We start from the raw sequence: 25,963 nt of genomic DNA on the forward strand, positions 1-25,963 counted from the left end.
GTAGGTTTGTGACGATATTCATGCCTATATCGGCATGATGCTAGCGAGTCTGGCGCTTTATATTGCAATGATTGAGGTAAATAAAAACGCCAAAGCAGGTTTGCTTTGGCGTTTTGTTTATTTAGTACGATTGGTATAAGCCAATAGGCGAATTTTATCTTTCGCCAAAGGCATGACTGATATTGGTATAAATGGGTTTCCACAAGTACTGGAAGACGGTCTTTTCACCTGTGGTGATATCGACTTCGCCAGTCATACCCGGAATAATTCTAAAGCGAGTAGGATCGTCCCCAAAATAGCCTTTATCTAGCTCTACGATTACATCGTAATAGATTTCACCTCTTTGGGTTTGACTAGTGGTTGGTGATATTTCGGTCACTTTACCTTTTAGTGCGCCAAATCGACTATAGTCAAACGCGTCGACTTTTACTCGCGCTGCTTGTCCAACAGAAACAAAACCTACATCGCGAGGGGAAAGCTTGGCTTTGAAAGAAGAGGTGCCGTCTATTGGGACAATTTCAACCACAGTACCACCGGGCTTGATTACACCACCATTGCGGGTAGTCGGCAGGCTCTGAACCAGCCCTTTTACAGGAGAAGTGACTAAGGTATTTTCTACTTTTGCTTGGCCTGAGCGTAATCGTGCATACAGTGCGGATAACTCTGAAACGGCTTTAGCGCGTTCTTTACTGACCTCGAGATTGCCGGTTGCTTTTAGTTGCTCGACTTTACTTTTGTTTGATTCAGCTTGCTTGGTTAGTACTTCTTTTTTCGATTTAGATTGTTCGTATTCACTTTCTAGCGCCGAAATTTTTTGTTGCATCTCTAAAACACGAACTTTAGAGATATTCCCAGATTTTTGCCCTTTAAGAAGGATCTCGAGCTCTTTTTCTGAAGATTCAAGCTGTCGTTTTTGTGCAGGTAACTGACGAATAACGCCTTTTAGTTCTTCATCGATACGCTCACTTTCTTTTTCGATTACAATACGCTTTTTCAAAAATAGGGATTTAGCGGCTTTTAATTGAGCACGTTGCTCAGCAACAACATCAGGATATTCCTCCTCATATTGAGAGAAGTCGGGCTCTCTACCTTCAATAAAAGCGGTTTTTCTTTCAATTCTTAAACGCAATGTCGCTTCTTTGGAGTGTAACTCTTCTAGTGCTGTCGTTTGAAAAGTAGCATCAAATTCAACAATAGGGTCACCTACATTGACGAGTTGGCCACGTTTAACCAGAATGTTCTTGAGTTTGCCGCCTAATTCACTTTGGATAACTTGACGTTCTCCTTCTGGGATCACCGCGCCTTTCGCCTTGGCAATTTCATCGACTTTGGTAAATATTGTCCATCCAATGAAGAGAATAATGCAGGCCCCAATAAGTAAACTACTTGTCGTGAGTAGGCGACGGGTAATACGGGATTCAATCACTTCCACTGTTGATTCTTGCATGTTTATCCCTCAATCACTTGTGTCATTTGTTCAGGTTGCACTTCTTGTTCTGTGCCATCAGGTATTGGCCCTGCGTAGCTCACGTTACCGCCATTAAGTACAACAACTTGATCTGATAATTTTATAAGGTCAGTGTCGTGCGAGGTGAAAATAATGGTACTTTGACCTCGGTTCTTCTCTAACCACTGCATAAATTTCTGCTTGTTTCTTTTGCTTGTTACAGGATTATCTAACAGTATCAATGGGTAATGATTACAGAGTAATTTTGCCTGTGTCAGCATCATTGCTTCATAGTTGGAAAACGGATGTGACATCGATTCGACTTGATTCAAATGAGTCTGTAGTCCATCTGGCAAGCTATTAACCCAACCCAGCGCTCCTATTTGCTCTAACACCGCTTCGATATTTTCAACCTCGAGTTCGTGCCCGTCAGAGATAAAATCTTGCACTGTCATTGGCACCATTTCAGGCTTATCAGAGTAATAGCCAAACCATTGTCTCAGTAACTGAGGATCATATTGGGTGAGGTTAATACCATTGAGCTTAATTACGCCATTTTGAGCGGGGATCAGTCCTGATATAACTTCTAATAGAGAGGTCTTTCCTGAGGCCATTGGGCCTGTAATGGAGATCACTTGTCCTGGCTCAGCTTTAAAACTGACGCTAGATAGTGCAGGTTTTAGCTGGTTGGCAAAACGAAGCGTGACTAACTCTAACTCAATAGAAGGGGCCTCATTGTTGAGGTGTTGGTGCTGGTATGAAAAATCCCCTTCAGCTTTATGATTAATAGACTGATTAATTTGTCGTTTTGCTTGTTCTATATGATGTAGACGAGAGTAACTGTTAGCCAGCATTTGCGCTGGACTAGTGACTCGAGAAATTAACATCATAGTCGCAATGAGACCACCGGCCGTTAATACATGAGCAAAGATAAGATCAATGCCCAGCCCGATTACCGCTAGCGTACTTAATAGGCTGATAGCATAGTAAATGGACGTGTACTTAGCTTGATGGCTAAGGTGTGAAAAACTGTTTTTTGAGGCTAAGGTGTTGGCCTTCTCAAAGCGAGCCATCCAGTGAGGTAAAATGGCGCTAGAACGAAGATAATTGAGCTTTCCATTGAGTTCATACAATAGAGAAAAACGAGACGTACCTGACACAGTGACCTGATTGCTCAGTAACATTTGTTGCTTTTGACTGCGTTTAGCTAACACCCAGTACAAGGCGAGTGTCACGATAGGCACAATAACGAGCCATCCGCCCAATACTCCAATAGCGATAATAAAAATAATCACAAAAGGGAGGTCAAACAATGCGCCACCAAGGGGGCCTTGTGCGACACTTTTTAAGCTTTCTGCTGTGGTAATACGGCTCATCAATGTCGCAGAGCCGGCCATTCGTGTCAGGCTTAATTGGCTAATTAAGATCTTACGTAATACGGCCTCGGAGACCTCTCGGCTAATGCGGTTAGAGATGGTGGTTAATAGCTGACTACGAATTACTTTTAATAGCAACATCATAGAAAACAACAAGATAGCGCCGACTGAAATGCCAATGACTTCGTGTCCAGCATCGCCTCCAATCACGTGGTCGTAGACCGACATGGTGATAAACGGGATAGATAGGGCAAACAGGTTGGCAATAAAACTTACCAACAGCAATTTGGGTATTAAGGGTTTAAAATCGCTTAATTTGCTTGAGAGCCAGTCAACTTCATTGCGCTCTTGTGGCTGTCCGTGAATCAAAATAGCAATATCGCTAATGGCAAAAGGGTTGTCTTTTGCGACAAACTCTCCCTCTTGATACTCAACATAGCCATCAAGATCATAGTGGCATGCGACACAAGAATTGCTGCTGACTTGAATCGCGGCAAGGTGATCGATCGACTTTAGTCTGCTATTCACCGGATGCACACTATAAGGGATCATTAATCGGTCAAGTAAACTAAAGATATCGTCAGCATCATGAATTGGATAGCTTTGTATCCATTCATTTGCGAAATTTTGAACGCCCGATTCAACTTTGATGATGCTGAGGACGTTTAATACCGAATCTGTATAGCTTTGATTCATGCTTGCGCCTCCAATGTGTGCAGTTGAACTTGCTGCGAGGCCAGTTGAATAAGAGGGTCACTTTCTGTATTCATCACAAAGCAGCGTCCTTGAGAAATATAATACTTGATGATGTCACTGAGTCGGTTTAACGATTCAATATCAAGATCTTTTTCTGGTTGATCAAGCACCACAATCGGTGTGTTTTGTGCCAGTTGAGCCACAAGAGCAACCAATTTGATGCCACCGCGGCTTAGTTTACTGCCAATATTAAATCCCACTTTAGTTTCCATACCTTCAGATAGATCAGAAATTACGCGATTTAACCCTAGCGCGCCGACGAGTAGATTCGCTTCTTCAAGCCGTTCATTATTAAACCCACAGATATTGTCGATGAGAGATCCTGAGATAAGCTGAGGGTTCATAGGAACAAAGCTCACTTTGTGTCGCCATGAAAGTTGATCATTGAGAAAAGGGGTTTCGTTCCATAAGAAGTCACCGGAAACGGTAGGCTCTAGCCCTGCAAATACAGTAACCGCATTGCTACAAAGATCGTCGTCTTCATGATGTAAGATGATGGCTTCGCCTTTCGTTAATTGAAACGAGTAGCCAATTTGTTCGTTAAAACGATTAAACACCACGTCTTTAACACTCAATTGTTCAAAGTCATTGAGCTCAACATGATCATCCGTTGGACGGTCAAGTTCGTTCAACAAGTCTGAAACAGATTCATTAGCCACTAAGAAAGAACTATAGCGTAAACGTAAACCCATTAATGCGCTTAAAGGAGCAACCGCTCGACCTGACAATATTGAACAGGCAGCAAGGCCACCAGAGGTGAGATCGCCTGCAAGCACGCTAAGGCTACCTATGAGTACTACGGCAACCGAGGTACCCATGGCCGCAATTTGAATAAGCTCTTGCGCAATAGCGACTTTACGCTCAGATTCTGCAATAGAAAGATAGCGCTTTTCATTGAGATGGCGAAAGTATCGATAGGCTTTTGATTCTAAAGCATGTTTTTTGACGCCACCAAAAAAAGCAAACACCAACATTAGAAAGTTCATGCGGCTTTGTTCTGAGTAGACTGCTTCTTTAGAATACGCAGCTGATTTTTGAGTGAAGATCCATACGAACGCAAAAGTAATCGCCCAAACTACCACGGGGATGAAGACAAGGTTCCCCCCTACATAGTAAATTAAGCCTAAGAAAATGATGGCAAATGGAACGTCAATCAAGCCACTAATAAACCCGCCAGAATAGAAATCTTTGATTAAACTGATTCCTTTCAGGCTTTCTTGAAGCACACCCGGTTTTAAGTGTTTCATCTGAGCTGAAGTGGCATTATTGAGATGCTCAATAATGATTCGGTAAGTCGAATGCTCAGTATTTACCGCTGCGGCGCCTAACATCCAAGTTCGGACGTAACGTAGAAATGCATCCAACATGATCGCAATGGCTGAACCACCTAATAGCAAGAAGGCTGTACCATAGCTTTGGTTGGGCAAAATACGGTCATAGATCTGCAATATCACTAGTGGAATCACCAGTGATAACAGGTTGATAAGTAATGATGAAGGTAGAACACGAAGTATAGTAGTCCTTTTGGACGCACGACTATTTAATACATTGTTCATTACGAGTTTTTGTCCTGTATAGGCAATTTCAATGAAAGCTTACGAATTTGATATATTAAATGTAATAGGTGATCTTATAATTTTCCATAACTAATTGTTTTTGTAGTTATTTAGATTTCAGATCTGACTTTTATTAACTAATCGGCGTTAACTTATCATAAAATGAACGCAAAGGTTGCAAAATGTTACTCAAGGCAACATTGAGTGAGTAAGTTTGCATGTTAGTGCTTGTGTGATTGCCTGTTGTTTTGTCGGCGTGTGCACGCTCGTGTGGTATGCTTTTATGCATAAGTAACTGTTTTAACTATATTGGATATGTCTGTGACCGCGTTTAAAGAATTTCATGCAAGCTTTACTCTATTAACCCCAACACTTTGGCAACATCTCTACGCTGACATTAGTGAGTTTCGTCAGTTATTTAATTTGCCGATTAACACGGGAGTAGGCAGTGACAAGCTGTGTCATTTGCACTCAAACTTAATGATAGAAGAGTTAACGGAATTGGCTCGTGCAACCAACAAAGAAGATCAAGCCGATGCTATTACTGACACTGTGTATGTGGCTGTAGGACGCGCTGTGCATGCTGGTCATGAAGAGTTACGCGACACTACTATTGCTCGTCAAGTCGACGTGCTTTTAAATGTCGCTAAAACGTTAGACATACCTTTTAAGCAATGTTGGGACGCGGTGCATAGCAGTAATATGAGTAAAGCGGCATTAAATGAACAACAAGCACAAGAAACGGTCTTGGTGTATGCCGAGAAAGGGATCAGTGCGGATTATCAATTAAAAAATGGTAAATATATCGTTTTTTGCGATAAAGACTCTATTTCTAATGATGGAATCCATATCAAAGAAGGCAAGATATTGAAGAACAAGTACTACCAGGCGGTCGATCTTAGCTTTGTAGAATAGTTTGTGAGTAGCGTCGTAGAATTGCCTTGCGATAGCGTATTGTAGGGCAGTTTACCGCCTCATTTAGACCTAATGAGGCGGTATTGTTTATTGAGTGTTTGTTTAGCCAACTGAGTTCGATAGGCTTTTAATTTTGTCGTTTAAGTTAGACTCTAGCTCATCTAACCAAGCGTAGCGCTTAGTGTATAAGCGGCGTTTGGTTTTTTTCAGCTCTGATGGATCTTTACGTTCAGGGTTCGCTGGAACTAAATAACGATATTTATCGGCTTTTTCTGCGCCATATTCTGCCCATAATTCATCATAATCAAACGTCACAGATTTACTTTTAGAGCCTTTATAACGTAAGGCTTGGTAAATGTGTCCGCGATTTGATACGCCAACAAATTTGTTGATGCCCAAAGACTTACCAAACATTAACGCCACTTCAACCATTAACGCTTTTGGTCGTAGACCGTGGAAAGAGCGAGTTAAGGTTTTAATGACTTGGTTTCTATCTTCAATTTTCTCGCTTGGCCCTTTTAGTGCACCAACATGTAAAGTCGGTTCAGGCTCGGTAGAAAGGTTAAACGTAATGGAATAGATGGTTTGGTTTAAATCATTGATTAAGCGTAAACCCAGTGAGCCTTCACGCATCTCACCATCAAATAAAATCAGTGTGAATTGATTCCCTTTTGAATCAGACAGATCAAGAAGAGGTAAACCTTTACCAAATACTCGTGTGATTTCAGAATTGAATGTGCTGTTGAGCAAGTCAAAGTGTTGCTCAATGAGCTTCATGCGCTCATTAACCGGCAAATCAACGAATAGATAAGGCTTCAACGCTTTTTCAATCAGTCTTGGCTTTTGTTCGATTGCGCTGCGGAACACATCATTGTTGTTGGTCAGAGACTCAATACGTGTATAGGTTGCCTGATACACCTTGCTGAGTACATAAAATCGAGCTTGTAGCCAAATGTGTTTGAGTTTTTTATCTGATGTAGAATGCAATGATGCCAGCTCCATGTTGAGTATGATGCGGATATATGTCATATCGCAATAGGTGCAATTAGTGGCATTGAATGTATCAATCGATGGCGACGATTTATAGAAAAGTTGCTGAGAAGTTATTGTTCGTTTTTGAGGGGCGTCGGAAACTGCGGATTATAGATAAGGACTAATTAAGACCCCGTCAAAAGAAAGAATCTTAATTATTTCAATAGATTAGATAGCAAATTGCTGCTGCATTTTTTGAATGAATTCAGCGAGTTGGCTTTCGTGTAGTGCGTTAATGCCCGCCGCAGCCTTTCTGCCACCACCGCTTGGAAATTGACTGCAAAGCTCATCTGCCCCTTCACGACGATTCAACGGGCTTCGTACGCTTACGGTATAAGTTTCTTGCTCTGGGTTTGCTGTAATCACCGCGATGGCTTGGTCTGGGTATTGATTGGCAAGCCAGTTGCCAAAGGTACCGCTGATACGTCTTGCCCATGCTTGGTTTGGCAATAGATACACCGCAATGTGCGAAGTGCTATGGTAATGCTCGATGCTTTGTACTTGCGCCCAATCTGCATCAAAGCCTTCTTTTAGCTGATAAAAGACGCTGCTTTTATCGTTTTGCAGGGCTAAAGGAGAGGGATACGAATAGAGCTTTTGATACAAGGTTTGCGGATGAAAGTGCAAATCTTGGATGCTGTGACCGTAACCATTGTAATTAATCAAAGTGCCCAGCTGCTTTAAAAACTCAATTTCTTCACCGGTCAGTCCGTGCTGCTGGCCTAGTGCGGTCGCTTGAGTCATCAGATTGTCACCAAACGCGCCGGTACAGGCCCACAAATATTGAGCGCCGCTCAGGTATTGATTGATCAGAAGGCTAGTGCAAGTCTCAGGAGAGGTGTCTATTTTCGTAGTCAAATATGCCGACTCTGGTATAGCGCCCGTTCTATGGTGATCGCAGTAAAAGGTTGCAATATCGCGCTCGAGTAGCGTTTGTAGGGCGGCTTGGTTTTTCTCCATCGAGATATCCAATACACACACAGAATCGATGTTTTCCGAGTGGATGATGCTTTGCAATAATTGAATATCGCGCTTTACGCCAGTGATCAGTTGTCCATCCATTGGCGTTGTTTTACGCAATTGTAGCAGGGCGCAAATACCATCGGCATCGCCATTAAAAACGTCAAAATGCGTTAATGAGCTAGACATACCCGTGATCTCGTAAATATTGAACGACTTGCTCGGCAGTTTGCTCGATAGAAAATTGGTCGGTTTTAAGGTGCACTTCTGGCGCGATAGGCGCTTCGTAATCTGATGTGATCCCAGTAAAGTGTTTTATTTCGCCACTGCGTGCTTTTTTGTACAAGCCTTTTGGATCGCGCGCTTCACATACAGCTAAGGGCGTATCCACGAACACCTCAATAAAATCACCTTCTGGCAATAGTGCACGAACCTGTTCTCTATCTTGAATAAACGGAGAAATAAATGCAGTCAGTACCAGAGTGCCTGAATCGACAAACAGCTTCGCCACCTCACCAATGCGTCGGATATTTTCAACTCTATCGTGATCGGAAAAGCCCAGATCGCGGTTTAAACCGTGTCGAACATTATCACCATCAAGAAGATAGCTGTGCATTGCCAGTTGATTGAGTTTCACTTCTACGGCATTGGCAATGGTGGATTTACCCGAGCCACTTAACCCGGTGAACCAAAGCACTGCCGACTTATGCTTTTTCAGCGCTTGTCGCTGACTTGCCGATACTGAGGCTTGATGCCACACAATATTTTCCGTTGTCATAGTAAAACGTTACTCCTTGTAGTAGTGCAGATGGTTCACAAGAACCATCTTACAAGCCAAAAAAATGTTCGATAGCGAAAATAGCGGTAAAGCTGTAAATAATGCTGATTGGCGCGCCTATTTTTACAAAATCTGAGAGCTTATATTGACCTGCGTTAAACACCATTAAGTTGGTTTGGTATCCATACGGGCTAATAAAGCTAGCACTGGCGCCAAAGGCCACCGCCATGACAAACGCAATCGGGTTGGCATTTAAGCTCAGCGCCAGCGAATAAGCGATAGGGAAGGTCACCGCCGCTGCCGCATTATTCGTCACCAATTCAGTCAGTAGCAGCGTTGAAATAAACACAATAATTAGCGCCACATGCGGGCTTAATGTCAGGTTATTACTGACCAATATGGTGTCTAAATACTGAAATAAGCCACTGTTTTGTATCGCAAATGACATCACAATCGCTGAGGTGATGATAAGCCAAATATGATACGGAAAGCGCTGAGTGACATCATTTAAAGTGAGCACGCCAAAACATAATAGAGCGCCAAACAGTAGTAGCATGGCTTTGAATAAAGAGACAATCCCTACTGATGCGCACACTAACGCAATTACGAAGCTACATAAGGTGGCTTTTTCGCCCAGCCCTTTAAGTTTATTTTCCACTTCAATATCGCTAAGCAAAATAAAGTGTTTTTCAAAAGCGGGCGCAAGAGAAGGCGGCTCACCGGCGGTAAGCACCAGATAGTCTCCCGCTTTCAATTTCACTTCACCTAACTTGCCGGATAATCGCACGCCGTTGCGCTTAATTGCGACCACGCCTGCGTTAAATTGTTGGCGGAAATTACACTCTTTTAGAGAGCGGTTCACCAAGTTACTTTGTGGTAATAAGATAGCTTCAACAAAGCTTTTTGAAGCCAATCCTTCTTTTTCGGCAAAAATTTCTAGCCCATTGTAATGGGTCAACTGCGAGACTTTGGATACATCGCCGTTAAAAAACAGACGATCGTTCGCTTCTAGCACTTCGGTAGGGGAGACAGGGCTGATAATACTGCCTTGCCGCTCCATCTCAATTAAAAACAAAGACTCCATATGACGCAGACCGTTTTGATTGATGTCTTTGCCAATTAAGCTTGAACCGTTAGAGACGCTCGCTTCGATAAAATAGCTGTCGCTGACCGGGGTATCGGTTTCATTGTTGGGTAAAAAGCGTACAAGTAGCGTGAGCATTAAGCCACAAGCGACCACCACACATAACCCGACCGCAGTGAAGTCAAAGAAGGAGAGCGGCGGTAAATCGGTATCGAGTAATAAACTATTGACGATCAAATTGGTGGAGGTGCCAATTAAGGTCAATGTTCCGCCTAATATGGCGGCATAAGAAAGAGGTAATAACAGCTTAGTTGCGCTGTGATGAGGGTTGTTGCGTATTGGCGATAATAGGCTTGAAACTACGGCTGTGTTATTGAGAAACGCTGAGAAAACAACAGTAAAGCCAAATAGGCGAGCGAATGTCTCGCCATAGCTTGGGCGTATTACGAACTGTGCCATAATTCGTAATACGCGCGTTTTTTCCAGAGCAATAGAGCACAGCATTAGCAGAATCAGGGTTAATAACCCTTCATTGGAGCCAGCATTAATGACTTGTTCATTGGTGACAAGATTCAATGAAAACAAGGTCAATAATGCCAGACCAAACACCCGTGCAGGGTGTTTCTGAAAACGAATTAAAGCAACAATTGTGGTTACAAAAACCAGCAATACAACGCCGCTTTGAAGGCTCGTGCTCATTGGTTACGCCTTACCGAGTAGGTCTTTTGCATCCCAATGCGGGAAGTGCTTACGAACTAACTGGTTTAGCTCAAGCTCAAACTCAGAATAGGCATGAGTGGCTTTTTGTTGATTCTCTAGTGCGCCTTGCACCATACCTGCACCAACCGTTGCGTTGGTAAAGCGGTCAATGATGATGAATGCGCCCGTAATACGGTTGTTATCATAAGAATCAAAAATCACTTTTTCGTTAAAGTCTAAGTGACACTGACCAATCTCATTCAGATTTAGCTGAGTCGCCGGCAGTTTTTGCATACTGTTTACGTCAACTCGGTGAGCAATTTTTGATACTTGCCCGGTCACGGTTTTAGTACCGATCTTGATCAGATATTCGCGATTTAACTGCAGTGCATCTTCGTTCATCCAAACGATATTACAATCTAGCGCATTACTGTGATGCGGCTGTTGATCAGGGCGCACTAATACATCACCGCGGCTGATATCCACTTCATCTTCTAGGGTTAGGGTAATGGCTTGTCCTGCAAATGAAGAAGTGAGGTCGCCATCAAAGGTAACAATCGACTTCACTTTGCTTTCTTTGCCCGATGGCAGTACTTGAATGCGATCGCCTACACGAATCTCACCGGACACTATCGTGCCACAAAAACCACGGAAATCGAGGTTAGGGCGGTTAACGTATTGCACAGGGAAGCGGAATTCGCCTTCTATTTTACCTTTGTTGGTTTGCGCAGAGTTGAGTAGACGCATCAAGGTAGAACCTGGGTACCAACCCATATTTTTACTTGGGAATACCACGTTGTCGCCATGCAGTGCAGAGACAGGCACAAATTGGATGCTGTCAAAATTCAGCGCCTTGGCAAACTCGCGATATTCTTTTTTTATCTCTTGATAACGTTGCTGGCTGTATTCAACGGTATCCATTTTGTTTACCGCAATAATGGCGTGTTTAATGCCCAGCAGTGAACAAATGAAGGAGTGACGGCGAGTTTGAGTTTGTACGCCGTGACGTGCATCAATTAGGATAATTGCCAAATCAGAGGTCGAAGCACCGGTGGCCATGTTACGCGTGTACTGCTCGTGTCCGGGAGTATCCGCAATGATGAATTTACGCTGGTCTGTAGTGAAGTAACGGTACGCGACATCAATGGTGATGCCTTGTTCACGCTCGGACTGCAAACCATCAACCAGTAAGGCTAAATCGAATTCTTGGTCGGTGGTGTTGTATTTTTTGGAGTCTTTTTGAATTGCAGATAACTGGTCTTCAAAAATCAGCTGATTGTCGTATAGCAAGCGACCGATCAAGGTTGATTTACCATCATCGACACTGCCACAGGTGATAAAGCGCAACAGATCTTTGTTTTCGTGTTGTTTTAGGTACTCTTCCACATCGTATGAAAGTAGATTTGAAATTGTGTTCATCGGTAATCCTTGTCAAATATTTCCGTTGTTGGCTTACGCTATGTAGCTGGCTTACGTGTTATCGAATGGGGCTTAGAAATAGCCTTCCATCTTCTTCTTCTCCATCGAACCGGAGGAGTCGTTATCAATCACACGCCCTTGTCGTTCGGAAGTCGCCGTGAGCAACATTTCTTGGATAATTTCAGGAAGTGTTTCAGCTTTTGATTCGATAGCACCAGTAAGCGGGTAACAGCCTAAGGTACGGAAACGGACTTTTTTCATTTGCGGAGTTTCGCCTGGTTCTAACGGCATACGTTCGTCATCCACCATGATCAGTGTGCCGTCACGTTCCACAACAGGACGCTCTTTAGCAAAATACAGCGGAACCATGTCGATGTTTTCTAAGTAGATGTATTGCCAGATATCCAGTTCAGTCCAGTTTGATAGTGGGAATACACGGATGCTTTCGCCTTTATCTACGCGAGCGTTATAGATTTGCCAAAGTTCAGGACGTTGGTTTTTAGGGTCCCAACGATGATTTTGATCTCGGAAAGAATAGACACGCTCTTTCGCGCGAGATTTCTCTTCATCACGACGAGCACCACCAAACGCGGCGTCAAAGCCATGTTCATTAAGTGCTTGCTTTAGTCCTTCTGTTTTCATGATGTCAGTGTGCTTAGCACTGCCATGAGTGAAAGGGCTAATGTCCATATCTAAACCACGTTGGTTTTTATGCACAATCAGATCAAGCTCGTACTTTTCAGCGAGCTCATCACGAAATTCAATCATCTGCTTGAATTTCCAGTTGGTATCGACATGTAAAAGCGGGAATGGCACTCGAGCTGGATAAAAGGCTTTTCGTGCAAGATGAAGTAATACAGAAGAATCTTTACCAATAGAGTAAAGCATTACTGGGTTTTCAAACTCAGCAGTCACCTCGCGGATGATCTGAATTGATTCAGCTTCAAGGGCTTTTAAGTGGGTAAGTCGAGCGGTATCCATAATAGATGTCTATCCCTGTTATTAAGATGTGATAGCAAGCTAACAACAATCGATAGCTTTGGCTCATAACTAAGCTATCTAAGATAGGCAGAGAAGGACTAAGGGAAAATTCACTGATGTGATTTTGTTGGTAATGTTTATATTTATCAATACCTTAGCGTTAACTTATCGTCGTAGGAATAATCTATTAAATACCCACCTACTTAAAGCATAAAAAGAACATACTTATAACTAAAGTGAATATATGGAAGTTTTGATAACATTCGCTCTGCAGAGTCTTGGTTGTAAAAAATAACCGAGCTCACAGGTGCTCGGTTATTTTGTGTTTAATCTGCCTGTTTAAGAGTCAGGTTTGGCTTAAGGATTGAGCTGCCAATTAAAAGCGTCACTATGAGGTTTGGATTGGTTACTGAGTACAGCATTGAGTAGCGTTTTTGCTTGCTGGGCGCTTAACGGTGACGTTTTTATCGTGTCACTAAACGAATCACTGAGCAATTGTTGCCAGAGTTTGGTCGCTTCTTTATCCAATTTTTCATTAAACGTGCGGTTACCTGCGATTTTATAAAGATGGTCTACAGCCTCGGTAAAGTGCTGTTTTTCAATGGCGCAGTGATAGTGTTTAATCTCCGATTGAATGTCAGTTTTTATCGGTGGTTTTGCTGAAGGCTCTGCTGTAGAGCGACGTGTGTATCGAGCGATTATCACGGCGCTAATGATAGTGATACTGACAAGCACAAGAATAAGTTTGCCGTATTCAGAGAAAAACTGAGCAAGCACTTCACTGCTGTTATTTTGCATGAGTACGGCACTGCTATCACCAATTTGTAGCTGCATAGGCTCTGTAGTCAGGCTTTGCAGTTGATTGGACTTGGTATCCCACCATTTTATTGTTTGCGGCGGTATGACAAGTTTACCGGCTTGTTGAAATACCAAAGTGACATCTTGGGTTAATACGGCGGTATTTCGTTTGCTTAAACGATCAAACACATTCTCTTTTGCGGGCGGCTTGCTATATGCCTCTACGCTTGAAATATCGGGCATTACCAAATCAGGTAGCAGCATCATGTGTGAATTTTTTACTTTTAATTGATAGGTTAACACGACCGCATCGCCTACGGCGTATGAGGCCGAGTCACTATTAGGCGTATCGGTGGATAAGCGAAAAGTGGCGTCTGTGCCTGTTATAAAGTCCGTGACGCCTTTAAGTGCAGCAGGCATTGCAACGTTAAATGTGGCTTCTTTTGATGTGATGCTACCGGTTAATTGAGCATCACTATTCTCGTCATTTTTAAGTGACACATCGACCTTGAAGCTCGGTATGGTGAATTGCCCCTTAGTGAGAGGATAAATATAGAGCTTGGCCGTTTGTGTGTACCATTTTTCACCGGCTATGGTTTTGACTGAGCGCGCTATTTTCTGTTCGTCTTTTTTTACAACCGCGTTCGCAATATCAAAATAGGGCACCACCATTTCATTTTCAAACGGCTGACGACTGCTGAGTATGACGTTTGCCAATACTTGCTGTTTAGGCGCAATATTGTCATTTTCATGAGCGATTTCCACCGACAGGGTCAAGGTGTTGTCGTCGATAAATGCTTGAATATCATTGGCGTATGACGAGCCAGTTGCGATGAGCAGCGTCAGTGCCAATACCCATAATCGCCATTTGCTCTTATAGCTTTGAAAAGTATGATTATTCGTTTTCATTGGCAAATTCCTGTTGAAACTTTTGGCGTAAGAATTTTGATGGATCTTGACGAACCTGCTTTAACCAAACTTGATTGGAAAGCTCAGTGGGCGTGCCTAGTGCGGCGTCTTCATCGCTGGTGGCTATGCTCCTGTCATCAATTTTCTTGTCCCCTTCTTGCTTTTCTAAAGGGGCGTTTTTTTGCTTATCGATGGCGGCGTTTATGATTTCGATATTCTGCTTCATTTCAGCTTGCAGTGAAGGCTTGGTACTTTTCGCCATATATAGCGCAGTGTAGATCGCTTTTGCTTGCTCAAACTGATTTGAATAGGCCAGTGCGTTGGCCGTTAAGTATCGAGCTTTATCATCGTTAGCGTCTTGTAATAGGGTCAGGACACTTTGAAAATCCCCCGCCAGATAAGCGCTATGAGCTTTCCAAGCTGGGGATTCAAACGAGGCTTGAGCCTGCGCGTAATCACCTTGTTTAAAATGCACATAACCTTGCTGATCTTTAGTCAGCCAAAAGTTCATAAATTGATTGGGCGATAGCACTCCCCACGCTGTTACACAAAGGGCGAGTAGCAGTAAGTATTGCCAGTATGCTCTGCTTTTTAGCCAGCCTAGACTCATGCTTGTTGTTTTAGTTGTCACTACACTTACCATTGCAAAGTCCACCCTTTTCTAAACCACATCAGTTGGATAGGTAACAGTAAAAATAACAGTGGATAACCTGAATCTACCCAAGGCTGCGCTTGGTCATTCACCGCAAATAGGTTGCTTTGAATATCTTGATATACTTGCTCAACGTCTGTTGAATCGTGGGTAAATAGGGTCATTGAACCGTGCCCCGACTTAGCTAACGCATCTAGGTTTTGGATTTGAGTGTCCGATAAACCTTGAGCACCCTCTCGTCCACTTTCTGGATTTTCTCCCATCGCCCATATCAAGACTTGATGCGATAGCGATGCAAATTCTTGCTGCATTTTTTCTATCGCTTGTGAGTCGGTTTTATCGGTGACGATAAGCACAGTCGACGGCACTTTTGATTCTTTAAGCAAAGCCACGATAGGCTTAATAACCGATTCGGGCTTACTTTGATTGTCAGGCAATAAGCTAGGGTCAAGTGCATCTAAGAAATAACGAAAGAGCTCTCTGTCCTTGGTAACGGGCATAGCAATATGCGCACTGCCGCCGTAAACCACTAAGCCGGTTTTAGCGTCACCTCTTAGATCCGCTAACTGGGAGATTTTTTGTTTGGCGCGTTCCAATCGAGAGGGCTGAATGTCGGTGTTAGACATAGACTCCGACACATCAAGGGCCACAATCAATTCCGCGTTGTCTTCAAAAAAGGGTGACGCTTGTGTTTTCCATGTCGGGCCCGCCATCACCAATGTCGACAATATGGAAAAGAGTAAGAACAGCTTAATTGGCGTTAACCAAGTGTGGCTGTGCTTATTTAAGGTCAGCTGCTCAATGATATTTTTCGACATCACTGACTGCCATTGAGTTACTAAATCGTCTTGTTTTGCCATTGAGCGTTGTATCGCCACTAAGGGAATTAATGCTAGTAACCACCATGGTCGAATAAAATGAAAATTGCTGAGACTCTCGAAAAGTCCCCAGTCAAATAAACTATTCATTTGGCCCCTCTTTTACTTGGCTAAGAAGCGCTTTTTGGCGCTGGTTAGTGTGGAGTTTTTTACTAAACACCCATAGCGCGGCCAGTAAATTAAATAAAAAACTGACGCCAAATGCCCAATGATGCAGGCTGTGACGAGGTCGGTGTGTTAACAACTCAAATTCTTGTTGTTCTAGCTCGTCAATGGCTTGGTATGCTTGATCAAGCTCGGCGCGATTCATGGCATGGAACATTTGACCACCGGTTACCGCAGAGACTTTTTCTAGGGTAGGGAGATCCATTTTGTAACGCCCTTCAGTGCTAGGGTCGCCAATGGCGATGGTGTAAATCTTCACGCCATATTTGGCTGCTATTTCTGCAGCTTTAACGGGAGGCATTTGAGAACTGGTATCGTCCCCGTCGGTTAATAGAATCATCACTCTTTGGCGACTTTTCTCTTGTTCGAATACCGCAATGGAGAGTCCGATAGCATCACCAAAGGCGGTCTGAAATCCCGCGTAGCCAAGCTCGACACTTTTTAATAGCGCCAACCAAGTATCGATATCTTCGGTAAACGGCGCTTGAATGTAGGCGGCGTCGGCAAATAAAATAAGGCCCAATCGGTCGTGTTCACGACGCTTGGCAAAATCGGCAAGCACTTGTTTAGCAACGTATAAACGGTCGTGTGTTGTGCCCTGTTCATCGGTAAAGTCTTTTTCTGACATCGAACCGGATAAATCTAAAGCGACCATAATTTCTCGGGCGGATTTCTTTTGCTCTATCGGTTCGCCCACCCACATAGGTTTGGCTATTGCGACAATCAAACTGAGGTAGCTGATAATAACCAGCGTCCACTGCACCTTGTTACGATGCAATAAGGTGGCGCTGTGTGAAGGCTTGTCGTCAGACACTGAAACCAAGCGTTCAAAGAAAGGCACTTGCAGTGCACTTTTAGATTCTTTGTACGCTGGCAAAAAGCGATAAACCAGCAACGGTAATACCACAAGTAGCAATGCCAATGGATATTCAAATTCAATCATGATTCACCTCATGATGTTTGATCCAATGCGCTGTTTGGGCAATCAGATTGTGCGCAGCGCTTTCATTGATAGAGGCGTTAGGCGCATACGAAAGCGTGGCTAATAAGCCGCTTAATTGCGACGAAAACTGGCTATTTTTACATTGCTCATCGAGCCATTTTTCCCATTCACTGCCCAGCAAAGGTGAGACTTGATGGCGTGGGTATGCATTAAGCGCTGTTCTGCGCAGCAGCTGTGGAATCAGGCGCAGCCCGTCTTTATCTAAAGATTGCAGCTCAAGCAATGCCATACGACGATACGCATTAGCTTGGTATTGACGATATGCCTTAAACCCACGATAGATAAGCCAGATGGCAATGATGAGCAGTACAAGATACCAACCCGGCGCATTGGGTATCCATGAAATAGGCGCAGGGAGGCTTGGCTCGCCAAGCCCTGATAGCATCGCATTCATGCTGGCGGGTTTTAATGTTTCGGTTGTGCCATTCATATTAGGCTCCAAGGGCTTTTCGCAGCTGTTGATCCGCTGGTTGAAGCGTATTAATTTCAATCACTGGAACGCGGTATTTCTTCGCCATATTCGCAAAATTTTCTAACGCTTGAGTGACGTCATCAGCAAAGCGCTCTTTTGTCTGGGCTTGATTATGAGTGACGGCCAGTTGCAGGTTGCCGTCACTGAGCACCATTTTGTCCAGCTTTGCTAGGTTATGTTCTAACGGGTCGGTGACATGGCACAGCACTACATCGTTGTGCTTACAGAGCGTTTTGATTTGCTCTTCACTTTGCTCACGATAGCCGTAACCATCGGTAATTAAGATGACTAACGCATCGTGTTTAACCAAGCGTTTGGCTTGATGAAATAATTGAGCAAATGAATTGCCTTGAGAATCTTTTGCTTTACCTACGGTGAGCTGCTGATTTTTAATCACTATCTCATTTAAGATCTTTAATACGTGATTGGCACTGCGTTGCGGAGCTATTGGCACTGCGGTGGTGTCGTTATAAATGATGGCACCCACGCGATCGGTCGAGTCCGTCACTTTCCATGCAATGAGCGCTGCAATTTCGGCGGCGATAACCGATTTCATCTTTCCGGTACTTCCAAAAAACATATTGGTTCTTTGGTCGACAAGTAGGTAAACATTACGCTCACGTTCTTCTGAGAAAATCTTTACATGCGGCTTGCCGGTACGCATGGTGACCTTCCAATCCATAGTGCGGATATCATCCCCAATCTGGTAATGACGCATCTCTTCAAAGTTTAAACCTCGGCCACGCAGCTTAGATACATGACGCCCAGTTAATAGACTGTTGACAGGTTGCGGTGGTAAAAAATCAAAGCCTGTGGCTTTGTATTTCATGAGGCGCAACGACTTTAAATCGGTGTAGATTTGCGGGTCGAGTTGCGATGTTTGCTGCTTGATAGGATTGGAGTTCGCCATACCGTGCTCTCTTACGCGACTGCGACTTGAGATAAGATTTCATCAATCACTCGATCTGAGCTTATGCCTTCAGCCAATGCATCATAGGAAAGGATAAGACGATGTCGAAGTACGCCGTGCACCACTTGCCTTACGTCATCAGGGTCAACAAAGTCTTTACCTTTTAACCACGCCATAGCGCGAGCGCATTTGTCTAGTGCAATGGTTGCCCTTGGGCTTGAACCTACTGCAATCCAGTTTGCCAGTTCAGAATCCGGGTATTTCTCGGGCTGACGGGTAGCGATAATGATCGACACTAAGTATTTTAATACCGCACCACTGCAATAGATCTGTTGAATTTCTTCTCGCGCAGCAAAAATACAAGCGGGATCAATCGGCTCTGGCTTATATGACGATGGCTTTTCTTCTCCGCGCACCATCTTGATAATTTGTTCTTCTGCATCCGCGTCTGGATAGTCCAAATTGATTTTCATTATGAAGCGATCCATCTGTGCTTCCGGAAGCGGGTAAGTCCCTTCTTGCTCTACTGGGTTTTGGGTAGCAAGGACCATAAATAAATCAGGCAGTTGGTAGGTTTTACCGGCTACGGTGATTTGACGCTCTTCCATCGCTTCTAGTAATGCCGCTTGCACCTTAGCGGGAGAGCGGTTGATTTCATCGGCAAGCAGTAAATTATTAAACACTGGGCCAGGTTGAAAGGTGAGGGTAGGCTTACCATCAACATCCTGATACACCTCTGTGCCGGTCACGTCAGACGGAAGCAGATCAGGTGTAAATTGAACTCGACCTAGGTCAACGGATAAAGCAGAAGCCAATGCTTTTATCGAACGAGTCTTAGCCGTTCCAGGTAGCCCCTCAAGCAAAACGTTGCCATTGGTCAGTAGTGCGACCAACAAGGTATCGACCATATGTTGTTGTCCGATGACCGATTGCTCCATCTGCTTCTTTAGTTGCATTACTGATTCTAAATTAGAATTCATGTCGTCACTCTCTAGCTGTTATAACGTGAATAAATACAATTAGTTAAAGATAGTTTGTAATTGAGGAAATGGCAGAACATTTTTATTTTAAAAAGTGTGTCTTTATTTCAACGCTTATAAATATAGAGACTATTATTTGTTATGTAATATGCTTTTGGCGGATATCACATATGAATCTAAGTCAATAGCTTTGCAGGGACCAATCATAAAACTGTGAAACGTGAAAGGCACAAATCAAGTCAATTTCTAAGGGAAGCATTCGTTGGTTTGAAGTGTTCAATTTAAATGACAAATATAGGAAACCCATCATGAAAAAACTGGCTCTAAGTATTGCTCTAGGTCTTAACATTGTTGCACTACCAACGTTTTCGGCTACTGAAGTAGCGACCCTTACTGACTTCTTTAGTGATAAAGGCGAAGTGACCACTGAAAAGAACTATGCAATATACGAAACGGCGCGACAGTATCTGAAAGTTCAAGAAAAGGTGGGTGTGAATAACTTTGAACATAAGCGTGTTCTCACTCCGACCGATCAACAACCCGTAGTGCGCATGAATCGAGATACATACTATTCGATGGCCGTTGTTAACGTTTCACAGGGGGCAACGATTACGCTTCCACAAATTCCAGAAGGCAAATACATGTCTATGGAAGTGATTACAGAAGATCACCGCATTCAGGCAATGCAATACGGTTCGGGTACTTTTGATCTTTCTACTCATGCTGGCGACCATGTGTATGTGATTGTTCGCACCGATGCGACATTCACCGAAGATGAAGTGCATGCGATTCAAGATAAAATGACCATTGACGCAAAAGCGAGCGCAGAATTTAAGGCGCCACAAGTACAAAAAGGCCCTTTTGAAAAGGTAGAAAAAGAGCTGAAAGCGGAGATGCCAACCATATTGAAACGAGATGGTGCTCAGGCAACCGCAGGTATGTTTACCGATCCGCAAGATGAATCCAAAGAGCTATTTACAGAAGAGAAGTATGCGGTAGGTGCTGCAATCGGTTGGGGCGGGGCGCAACTGCAAGATAATATTTATGAAGTATCAGGTAACTTCCCAGCTGATACTTGTCACCAAGCGACTTTTGAAGACCCAGAAAATCAGGCGTTTTGGTCAGTAACTGTATATAACAAACAAGGCTTTATGTTTAACGATGTGGCAAATGTCAGCTCAAATACGGCGACTAAAAATGCTGATGGTACTTATACCGTGAGCTTTGGTTGTGGCGATGATGCGCCAAACAATATTGCGACTAAGAACGACTCTGGCGTATTTAACCTAGCATTCCGTCACTATATGCCAAGCCAAAAGATGCGCGATGGATTCCGAGTGCTGCCTTTAGTTAAAGCGGTTAAGTAACCAGTAAATAGCATCAGCTTTTAATCAGTATAGAGATCGAACTATTTGTGAACTCAAAGCCCTATTTCTTCTTGAAGTAGGGCTTTGTTTTGTATATGGGTTGTATAGGTTTAATCGTCACTAGATTTAGTTAAACCAACGTCTAGTGAGCCGACAATATGACCGGATGCTGCTGAGTAGGATGGGGCATGATTTGTGTTTGCCAGCTATAAACCTTAGCAATGGTTTCTGACGTTAGTACTTCCCATGGCGTGCCGTCGGCAACGATATTACCTTGATTAAGGACTACGATTCTGTCGGCGTATTGCGCGGCGAGGTTTAAGTCATGCAGTACTGCGACCACACAAGCGCCTTGCTTGGCTTGTTGCTGGGTAAGTTGCAAGGTGTTGTGCTGGTGGCTCAAATCCAGTGCGGAAGTGGGTTCATCAAGAAACAGTATCTTGCTGTGCTCTATGGAGTCCAACTGAGTCAGTACTCGCGCTAAGTGCACCCGTTGCTTTTCGCCACCAGATAAACTCGGGTAGAGGCGCTCTGCTAAGTGTAAAACGCCAGTTTCGCTCATTTTGTCTTTTGCCACACGGGTGATGTTTTGTTGCCCGCCCGATAAGGTCAGTCCGCCTAACTCGACGACTTCTTGAGCGGTAAAATTAAAGGTCAAGGAACTCGATTGGGGCAGTATGCCAAACTGCTTTGCGAGAACTTTTTTATCCCACTCATGCAATGGCTTACCCAAAATCAGGTGTTCACCTTTATAGGGCATTTCATTACTGAGGGTTTTTAATAAGGTGCTTTTACCTGTGCCATTAGGGCCCAGTAATACCGTGAATTCGTGAGAGTGAAACTCGATGTTGACCTTGTCTAATATGGACTTATTTCCGATATTGACGCTGATATCATTGCATTTTACGACAGGAATACGCATTAAATTCGTCCCTTTTGCGAGATAAGTAGCCAAATAAAGAAGGGAGCGCCAAGCACCGCAGTGATGATTCCGACAGGGATCTCTAACGGGGCGACTAAAATGCGCGATAGCATGTCTGAAATAAGCAATAGTAACGCGCCCAACACTGCAGCGAGAGGTAACAGTGTTTTATGGTTTGGCCCTGATATCATACGTCCAATGTGGGGAACAATAAGGCCAATGAAACCAATCATTCCGGCAAGGGATACGGTTACCCCTACACCAGCGGCAGTAAGTAAGATCAGTCGACCTTTTAATTTTTGAACGTTGATACCTAGATGGCTAGCCTCCGCTTCACCGAGCAGTAAAGCGTTTAAGTTACTGGCGTCTCTGTAGAATAAAACACCAAGTATAATCAATACGCTAAAGGCAAAGATCACGCCAGAAAAGTTTGCTCCGGCAAGTGAACCCATGGTCCAAAGAGAGAGGTCTCTAAGCGCTTGATCATCGGCAAAATAGTTTAAAAGCCCTAGCATAGCCCCAGAGAGTGCGCCTATGGCAACTCCAGCAAGTAGCATCATGGTGACGGATGTACCCGTTGGCGAGGTCCCTAACTGATACACCAATAATGTGGTGATCGCGCCGCCTAAAAAGGAGAACATAGGCACAGTGCCAAACATCAGTAGTTGAGGATAGCTTTGCGCAAGCGAACCAAAAACCACGATGGCTAATGCAGCGCCAAGGGCAGCTCCTGCTGACACACCAATAATACCCGGATCGGCAAGGGGATTTCTAAACAGACCTTGCATTACCGCACCACAAATTGCCAGTATCCCACCGATGGCGATAGCCAGTAGAGTTCGTGGCAAACGCACCTGTTGCACGATCATTGGAATGTGGCTCGGTAGTGCGCTGTCGTAAAAATCAAGGAAATCCAAGTTTGCAGCTAAAGCACTCACACTTTGTAAAAAGCTGATGTCCATAGGGCCGACACTGATTGAAAGAATACTGGTGAGGCACACACTGATGAGTGCAACACCTAGTAAGGTCGGCGTTGATAATTTGATTGAAGGTGCAAAGTTCATAGTTAGTCGCGCTGGAATGTTTGGTATAGACTTTGGCTCAGTTCAATACTTTCAATGCCAAATCCGCCGATGATCGCGCTGCCGGGAACAGGAATGATCTTATTGTTGGCCGCTGCTGATGTTGCTGCTAATAGCGGGAATTTTTGAATAATGCCTTGTTGGCCACCCATTGCGTCCCATGTACGTTGCGGAACCAGTATGTAATCTGGTTGAATATTAATGATGGCTTCAAATGACATGGATTTATAAGAATTAAAGTCTTGATTAGGTGGGTTATTCCCCCCTGCAAGTTGGATTACTTTATCAATAGTGGTATCAGAACCTGCAATCGTTGCCGGGCGCCCTTCACTTAGCATGGCAAAAATAGCTTTTGGATGATGTTTAGGATCAAGCTTTGCAAGGTGCTGCATTTGTTGATGCAGTTTGTCTTTTAACGCGACCGCTTGCACCTCTTTTCCAGTGACCTTAGCGACAGTATCAATACGCGCATCAAGATCCGCTTCGCTGTTGCCAGCCGGAACGGTAATCACTTGGATACCGGCGGCTTTAAGCAGTGTTAACGCGGATTCTGGTCCCATTTCGTTAGAACCAATAATGTGAGTGGGGTTTTGCGCCATAAGACCTTCTGCTGAAAGTTGGCGATGATAGCCGACTTGTGGCAGTTTACCTTCGCTATCAAAATGCTTACTGGTAATGTCGATGGCGACCAATTGATCGTCGGCATTGAGTGCGTACAACAATTCGGTAACGGTCGAGCCTACGCTGATAATTCGGTTAGGCTGGCTGTGTGTGCTCGCTAACGCCAGCGACGAGAAAAACGCTAAGGTGATTAATAAAAGTGTCTGTTTCATTATTTACTCTCTTCCATGACAATGTTTGTCGCGTCAATATTGTTCGTTTGAAGCCATGCTAAAAGTTTCAGCATTGATTCCACGTCTGCAGATTTATCGGGTGAGATAATAAGATCTCGATCTTGTGACGCCGTCACTTTATCTAGCAAGGCATCGGTAAAAGTATTCCAGTGAGTAAAGCTCTCTCCATCAATCGCCCACTTAGGATCTGAGGTAAGAATATTGACCGTAATAACGGTTTTGTTCTGTTCGCTAAGTACCTGTGCATCTGATGTTTGCGGGATCGCTACCTCCATGGTTTTGATGGTGATGTTGGCCGTTAGCAGAAGAAACACCATGACGATAAAAATGATATCGAGGAGGGGAGTTAAATCAGGCTTAAATTCTTCATCAAATAGAGAAGACTGCGATTTGATCATGCTATGACCTCTTCGCAAGACTTGGAATTTTCAGGACATTCGATGGAAATCCCTTCAATGTGTAAATTGCTGTGATTAAGGGTGTATTCGATAGTGGCTAAGGTTTTTTCAATCCACATGCCCAGCAGTTGAGCGCCTGTGATTGCGGGTAGAGCGATCAGCAAACCCACGGCAGTGGTAGACATAGCCAATCCTAATCCGTCAGCCAATACTGAAGGTGAAATAGAGCCCGAAGTCAGCGCTAAGCCTTTGAACATTTCAATAAGCCCTAACACTGTACCCAGTAGGCCAATTAAGGGGCTAATAACGCCGATGATAGAAAGCGTACGTATGCCTGATTTATATTGCTGGCGCTTTTTAAATAGCCAGATGCTAACCGCTTCTTCTCGAAGTTCTTTGGTGAAAGAACGGTGACCCAGTAGCATGCGCATGGCTTGATACATAATGGTTTTGCCTTGTAAATCATGCTCAATAAAGTGCTCTACTTGCGCTGAGTTTGAAAAATTTATTCGATGCACTTTTGACAAAATTTGACGTGTATGAGTTCGGCTATTTAATAGCATGTAGAAAGTGCGTTCTATGATGATCATAAGTGTGAGGGCTGACAGTACGGTCAGTGGTATGGTCATCATTCCGAGTTGGCTGTGAAGCGTAATCAAGGTATTCATAGTGTGCTCAAATCTAGTTAAGTTTAAAATTAATTGGAACTTGTACGCGATAGGCCATGCGTTGCCCTTGTTCTTGTCGGCGTTGGAACTTCCACTTAGTTATCGCCTTTACAGCGGCAATATCTAAAATTTCATGACCAGATGAATGGACAACGACTTGTTTCATTTGTTGACCATCTTCATTAATCCAAATTTCTACTAAGGTATTGCCTTGCCAGCCTCGTCGTTGCGCTAATTTTGGATAGTTCACCGCGCTCGGTTTCGCAGAAAATGTAGGCTTATTGACCATTTTCGGTTTGGCACTTTTACTGGCGCTTACATTTTCTTCCACTGCCACCTCGGTGGTTTCTTTTTTTACCTTGGCGGTTTTGTTAACCGGTGGCGTTTTTTTGGTCACCGTTTTTTCAATGACGGTTTGCGAAGCGGTATCCGGTTTACGTATCGGTTCAGGCTTCACAGGTTTTGCTGTTGTTTTCTTTGGCTCCGGCGTTTTATGCACTATCTTTTTTGGCTTTGGCTTTGGCTTTGGCTTTGGCTTTGGCTTTGGCTCAGGTTTCGGGGGCTGGATTTCTTTCTTTATAACCGGTTCGACAATAGGGGCTTTTTGTTCTACTTTGCTCAATTTAGAGACAGGTTCTTGCACTGTCGCTTCTTTTTTAACCTGTGGTATAGAGATAAATTGAATGTTGAGTGCTTGCCCTTGCTGGTTATTGGCAAAGGTTATCTCTGGCTTAGGTGATGAGAAAGAAAGCGCAACACCATGAATTAAAAGGGAAATAGCACCCGCTATCAAATATCTATACTTTTTCACTGTCGTCAAAAATGTCATAAATTGAGCCTGAATAAAGCCGAGTATACATAAAGTGGTAATAGGAACAATAATCATTTGTGTTACGATTCAA

General features: G+C 43.7%; 24 protein-coding genes. 2 read left to right on the forward strand and 22 right to left on the reverse strand.

The features are described 5' to 3' along the window. Nucleotides 1–154 precede the first annotated feature (154 nt). Genes VEZ01S_RS08340 through VEZ01S_RS08350 form a run of 3 tightly spaced genes read right to left on the reverse strand, consistent with a single transcriptional unit; the run spans nt 155 to nt 5,135 of the window. Entirely contained in the window at nt 155–1,447 is a 1,293-nt protein-coding gene (locus VEZ01S_RS08340; RefSeq protein ID WP_021713587.1) for an HlyD family type I secretion periplasmic adaptor subunit, read from the reverse strand. Between the two features lie 2 nt (nt 1,448–1,449). Then, on the reverse strand, nt 1,450–3,519 hold the full coding sequence (locus tag VEZ01S_RS08345) for an ABC transporter transmembrane domain-containing protein (RefSeq protein WP_021713588.1): 2,070 nt from the start codon (nt 3,517–3,519) through the stop codon (nt 1,450–1,452). Beyond that, nucleotides 3,516–5,135, reverse strand: coding sequence for an ABC transporter transmembrane domain-containing protein (locus VEZ01S_RS08350; RefSeq protein ID WP_021713589.1), 1,620 nt, complete (start codon nt 5,133–5,135; stop codon nt 3,516–3,518). The genes VEZ01S_RS08345 and VEZ01S_RS08350 overlap by 4 nt, the downstream gene beginning before the upstream one ends. 321 nt (nt 5,136–5,456) lie before the next feature. Between VEZ01S_RS08350 and VEZ01S_RS08355 the strand changes: the two genes are divergently transcribed. Next, nucleotides 5,457–6,050 (forward strand): nucleoside triphosphate pyrophosphohydrolase family protein, encoded by a 594-nt coding sequence (locus tag VEZ01S_RS08355; protein WP_040890511.1) that lies wholly within the window; start codon nt 5,457–5,459, stop codon nt 6,048–6,050. Nucleotides 6,051–6,152: 102 nt separating this feature from the next. On the opposite strand, the gene VEZ01S_RS08360 is transcribed toward VEZ01S_RS08355, so the two are convergent. The 13 genes from VEZ01S_RS08360 to VEZ01S_RS08420 all read right to left on the reverse strand — a co-directional run bounded on the left by VEZ01S_RS08360 (nt 6,153) and on the right by VEZ01S_RS08420 (nt 19,770). Next, nucleotides 6,153–7,037 (reverse strand): VirK/YbjX family protein, encoded by an 885-nt coding sequence (locus VEZ01S_RS08360; protein WP_021713591.1) that lies wholly within the window; start codon nt 7,035–7,037, stop codon nt 6,153–6,155. A 213-nt stretch (nt 7,038–7,250) separates the two neighbouring features. Next, nucleotides 7,251–8,231, reverse strand: coding sequence for a DHHA1 domain-containing protein (locus VEZ01S_RS08365; protein WP_021713592.1), 981 nt, complete (start codon nt 8,229–8,231; stop codon nt 7,251–7,253). Continuing rightward, on the reverse strand, nt 8,224–8,820 hold the full coding sequence (gene cysC, locus VEZ01S_RS08370; protein WP_021713593.1) for an adenylyl-sulfate kinase: 597 nt from the start codon (nt 8,818–8,820) through the stop codon (nt 8,224–8,226). The genes VEZ01S_RS08365 and cysC overlap by 8 nt, the downstream gene beginning before the upstream one ends. Before the next feature lie 49 nt (nt 8,821–8,869). Next, the gene (locus VEZ01S_RS08375) at nt 8,870–10,603 is read right to left on the reverse strand and encodes an SLC13 family permease (protein ID WP_021713594.1); all 1,734 of its coding nucleotides are present in this window, start codon (nt 10,601–10,603) and stop codon (nt 8,870–8,872) included. 3 nt (nt 10,604–10,606) lie between these two features. After that, nucleotides 10,607–12,022 carry a sulfate adenylyltransferase subunit CysN gene (gene cysN / locus VEZ01S_RS08380; protein ID WP_021713595.1) on the reverse strand — a complete coding sequence of 472 codons (1,416 nt, stop codon included), beginning with the start codon at nt 12,020–12,022 and terminating at the stop codon, nt 10,607–10,609. Nucleotides 12,023–12,094: 72 nt separating this feature from the next. Then, nucleotides 12,095–13,003: a sulfate adenylyltransferase subunit CysD gene (gene cysD, locus VEZ01S_RS08385; RefSeq protein ID WP_021713596.1), complete on the reverse strand. Its 909-nt coding sequence runs from the start codon at nt 13,001–13,003 to the stop codon at nt 12,095–12,097. A 357-nt stretch (nt 13,004–13,360) separates the two neighbouring features. Beyond that, a complete protein-coding gene (locus VEZ01S_RS08390) occupies nt 13,361–14,710 on the reverse strand; it encodes a BatD family protein (protein ID WP_021713597.1) in 1,350 nt (449 codons plus the stop codon). Next, nucleotides 14,697–15,341, reverse strand: a complete 645-nt coding sequence (locus tag VEZ01S_RS08395; protein ID WP_235868464.1) for a hypothetical protein — start codon at nt 15,339–15,341, stop codon at nt 14,697–14,699. Before VEZ01S_RS08395 ends, VEZ01S_RS08390 begins: the two co-directional genes overlap by 14 nt. Before the next feature lie 5 nt (nt 15,342–15,346). Continuing rightward, nucleotides 15,347–16,330 (reverse strand): VWA domain-containing protein, encoded by a 984-nt coding sequence (locus tag VEZ01S_RS08400; protein WP_021713599.1) that lies wholly within the window; start codon nt 16,328–16,330, stop codon nt 15,347–15,349. Next, a complete protein-coding gene (locus VEZ01S_RS08405; RefSeq protein WP_021713600.1) occupies nt 16,323–17,348 on the reverse strand; it encodes a vWA domain-containing protein in 1,026 nt (341 codons plus the stop codon). The genes VEZ01S_RS08400 and VEZ01S_RS08405 overlap by 8 nt, the downstream gene beginning before the upstream one ends. After that, nucleotides 17,341–17,838 carry a DUF4381 domain-containing protein gene (locus VEZ01S_RS08410; RefSeq protein WP_021713601.1) on the reverse strand — a complete coding sequence of 166 codons (498 nt, stop codon included), beginning with the start codon at nt 17,836–17,838 and terminating at the stop codon, nt 17,341–17,343. The genes VEZ01S_RS08405 and VEZ01S_RS08410 overlap by 8 nt, the downstream gene beginning before the upstream one ends. A 1-nt stretch (nt 17,839) precedes the next feature. Further along, the gene (locus tag VEZ01S_RS08415) at nt 17,840–18,790 is read right to left on the reverse strand and encodes a DUF58 domain-containing protein (protein ID WP_021713602.1); all 951 of its coding nucleotides are present in this window, start codon (nt 18,788–18,790) and stop codon (nt 17,840–17,842) included. Nucleotides 18,791–18,801: 11 nt separating this feature from the next. Next, nucleotides 18,802–19,770: an AAA family ATPase gene (locus VEZ01S_RS08420; protein WP_021713603.1), complete on the reverse strand. Its 969-nt coding sequence runs from the start codon at nt 19,768–19,770 to the stop codon at nt 18,802–18,804. Between the two features lie 308 nt (nt 19,771–20,078). Here VEZ01S_RS08420 and VEZ01S_RS08425 point away from each other — a divergent pair, with 308 nt between their 5' ends. Beyond that, a complete protein-coding gene (locus tag VEZ01S_RS08425; protein ID WP_021713604.1) occupies nt 20,079–21,137 on the forward strand; it encodes a DUF1214 domain-containing protein in 1,059 nt (352 codons plus the stop codon). 142 nt (nt 21,138–21,279) lie between these two features. Here VEZ01S_RS08425 and VEZ01S_RS08430 read toward each other — a convergent pair whose 3' ends face one another. From VEZ01S_RS08430 to VEZ01S_RS08455, 6 genes are read right to left on the reverse strand one after another with little or no spacing between them, the layout of a single operon-like run. Continuing rightward, complete coding sequence (locus VEZ01S_RS08430; RefSeq protein WP_021713605.1) at nt 21,280–22,059, reverse strand: heme ABC transporter ATP-binding protein; 780 nt, start codon at nt 22,057–22,059, stop codon at nt 21,280–21,282. Further along, the gene (locus VEZ01S_RS08435) at nt 22,059–23,123 is read right to left on the reverse strand and encodes a FecCD family ABC transporter permease (protein WP_021713606.1); all 1,065 of its coding nucleotides are present in this window, start codon (nt 23,121–23,123) and stop codon (nt 22,059–22,061) included. Before VEZ01S_RS08435 ends, VEZ01S_RS08430 begins: the two co-directional genes overlap by 1 nt. A 2-nt stretch (nt 23,124–23,125) precedes the next feature. Further along, nucleotides 23,126–23,974 carry a heme/hemin ABC transporter substrate-binding protein gene (locus VEZ01S_RS08440; RefSeq protein WP_021713607.1) on the reverse strand — a complete coding sequence of 283 codons (849 nt, stop codon included), beginning with the start codon at nt 23,972–23,974 and terminating at the stop codon, nt 23,126–23,128. Next, nucleotides 23,974–24,393 (reverse strand): ExbD/TolR family protein, encoded by a 420-nt coding sequence (locus VEZ01S_RS08445; RefSeq protein WP_021713608.1) that lies wholly within the window; start codon nt 24,391–24,393, stop codon nt 23,974–23,976. The genes VEZ01S_RS08440 and VEZ01S_RS08445 overlap by 1 nt, the downstream gene beginning before the upstream one ends. Next, nucleotides 24,390–25,061 carry a MotA/TolQ/ExbB proton channel family protein gene (locus tag VEZ01S_RS08450; protein WP_021713609.1) on the reverse strand — a complete coding sequence of 224 codons (672 nt, stop codon included), beginning with the start codon at nt 25,059–25,061 and terminating at the stop codon, nt 24,390–24,392. The genes VEZ01S_RS08445 and VEZ01S_RS08450 overlap by 4 nt, the downstream gene beginning before the upstream one ends. A gap of 13 nt (nt 25,062–25,074) precedes the next feature. Further along, complete coding sequence (locus VEZ01S_RS08455) at nt 25,075–25,890, reverse strand: energy transducer TonB (RefSeq protein ID WP_235868463.1); 816 nt, start codon at nt 25,888–25,890, stop codon at nt 25,075–25,077. Nucleotides 25,891–25,963: the final 73 nt, after the last annotated feature.

It is taken from the genome of Vibrio ezurae NBRC 102218 (assembly GCF_000467185.1).
Lineage (GTDB): Bacteria > Pseudomonadota > Gammaproteobacteria > Enterobacterales > Vibrionaceae > Vibrio > Vibrio ezurae.

Coding starts and splice junctions, on each gene's coding strand:
- VEZ01S_RS08365 (WP_021713592.1), bottom strand. CDS start 8,231: ATGTCTAGCTCATTAACGCATTTTGACGTTTTTAATGGCGATGCCGAT.
- VEZ01S_RS08410 (WP_021713601.1), bottom strand. CDS start 17,838: ATGAATGGCACAACCGAAACATTAAAACCCGCCAGCATGAATGCGATG.
- VEZ01S_RS08450 (WP_021713609.1), bottom strand. CDS start 25,061: ATGAATACCTTGATTACGCTTCACAGCCAACTCGGAATGATGACCATA.
- VEZ01S_RS08415 (WP_021713602.1), bottom strand. CDS start 18,790: ATGGCGAACTCCAATCCTATCAAGCAGCAAACATCGCAACTCGACCCG.
- VEZ01S_RS08350 (WP_021713589.1), bottom strand. CDS start 5,135: ATGAACAATGTATTAAATAGTCGTGCGTCCAAAAGGACTACTATACTT.
- VEZ01S_RS08425 (WP_021713604.1), top strand. CDS start 20,079: ATGAAAAAACTGGCTCTAAGTATTGCTCTAGGTCTTAACATTGTTGCA.
- VEZ01S_RS08430 (WP_021713605.1), bottom strand. CDS start 22,059: ATGCGTATTCCTGTCGTAAAATGCAATGATATCAGCGTCAATATCGGA.
- VEZ01S_RS08390 (WP_021713597.1), bottom strand. CDS start 14,710: ATGAAAACGAATAATCATACTTTTCAAAGCTATAAGAGCAAATGGCGA.
- cysD (WP_021713596.1), bottom strand. CDS start 13,003: ATGGATACCGCTCGACTTACCCACTTAAAAGCCCTTGAAGCTGAATCA.
- VEZ01S_RS08435 (WP_021713606.1), bottom strand. CDS start 23,123: ATGAACTTTGCACCTTCAATCAAATTATCAACGCCGACCTTACTAGGT.
- cysC (WP_021713593.1), bottom strand. CDS start 8,820: ATGACAACGGAAAATATTGTGTGGCATCAAGCCTCAGTATCGGCAAGT.
- VEZ01S_RS08345 (WP_021713588.1), bottom strand. CDS start 3,519: ATGAATCAAAGCTATACAGATTCGGTATTAAACGTCCTCAGCATCATC.
- VEZ01S_RS08405 (WP_021713600.1), bottom strand. CDS start 17,348: ATGATTGAATTTGAATATCCATTGGCATTGCTACTTGTGGTATTACCG.
- VEZ01S_RS08440 (WP_021713607.1), bottom strand. CDS start 23,974: ATGAAACAGACACTTTTATTAATCACCTTAGCGTTTTTCTCGTCGCTG.
- VEZ01S_RS08400 (WP_021713599.1), bottom strand. CDS start 16,330: ATGAATAGTTTATTTGACTGGGGACTTTTCGAGAGTCTCAGCAATTTT.
- VEZ01S_RS08340 (WP_021713587.1), bottom strand. CDS start 1,447: ATGCAAGAATCAACAGTGGAAGTGATTGAATCCCGTATTACCCGTCGC.
- cysN (WP_021713595.1), bottom strand. CDS start 12,022: ATGAACACAATTTCAAATCTACTTTCATACGATGTGGAAGAGTACCTA.
- VEZ01S_RS08455 (WP_235868463.1), bottom strand. CDS start 25,890: ATGACATTTTTGACGACAGTGAAAAAGTATAGATATTTGATAGCGGGT.
- VEZ01S_RS08375 (WP_021713594.1), bottom strand. CDS start 10,603: ATGAGCACGAGCCTTCAAAGCGGCGTTGTATTGCTGGTTTTTGTAACC.
- VEZ01S_RS08445 (WP_021713608.1), bottom strand. CDS start 24,393: ATGATCAAATCGCAGTCTTCTCTATTTGATGAAGAATTTAAGCCTGAT.
- VEZ01S_RS08420 (WP_021713603.1), bottom strand. CDS start 19,770: ATGAATTCTAATTTAGAATCAGTAATGCAACTAAAGAAGCAGATGGAG.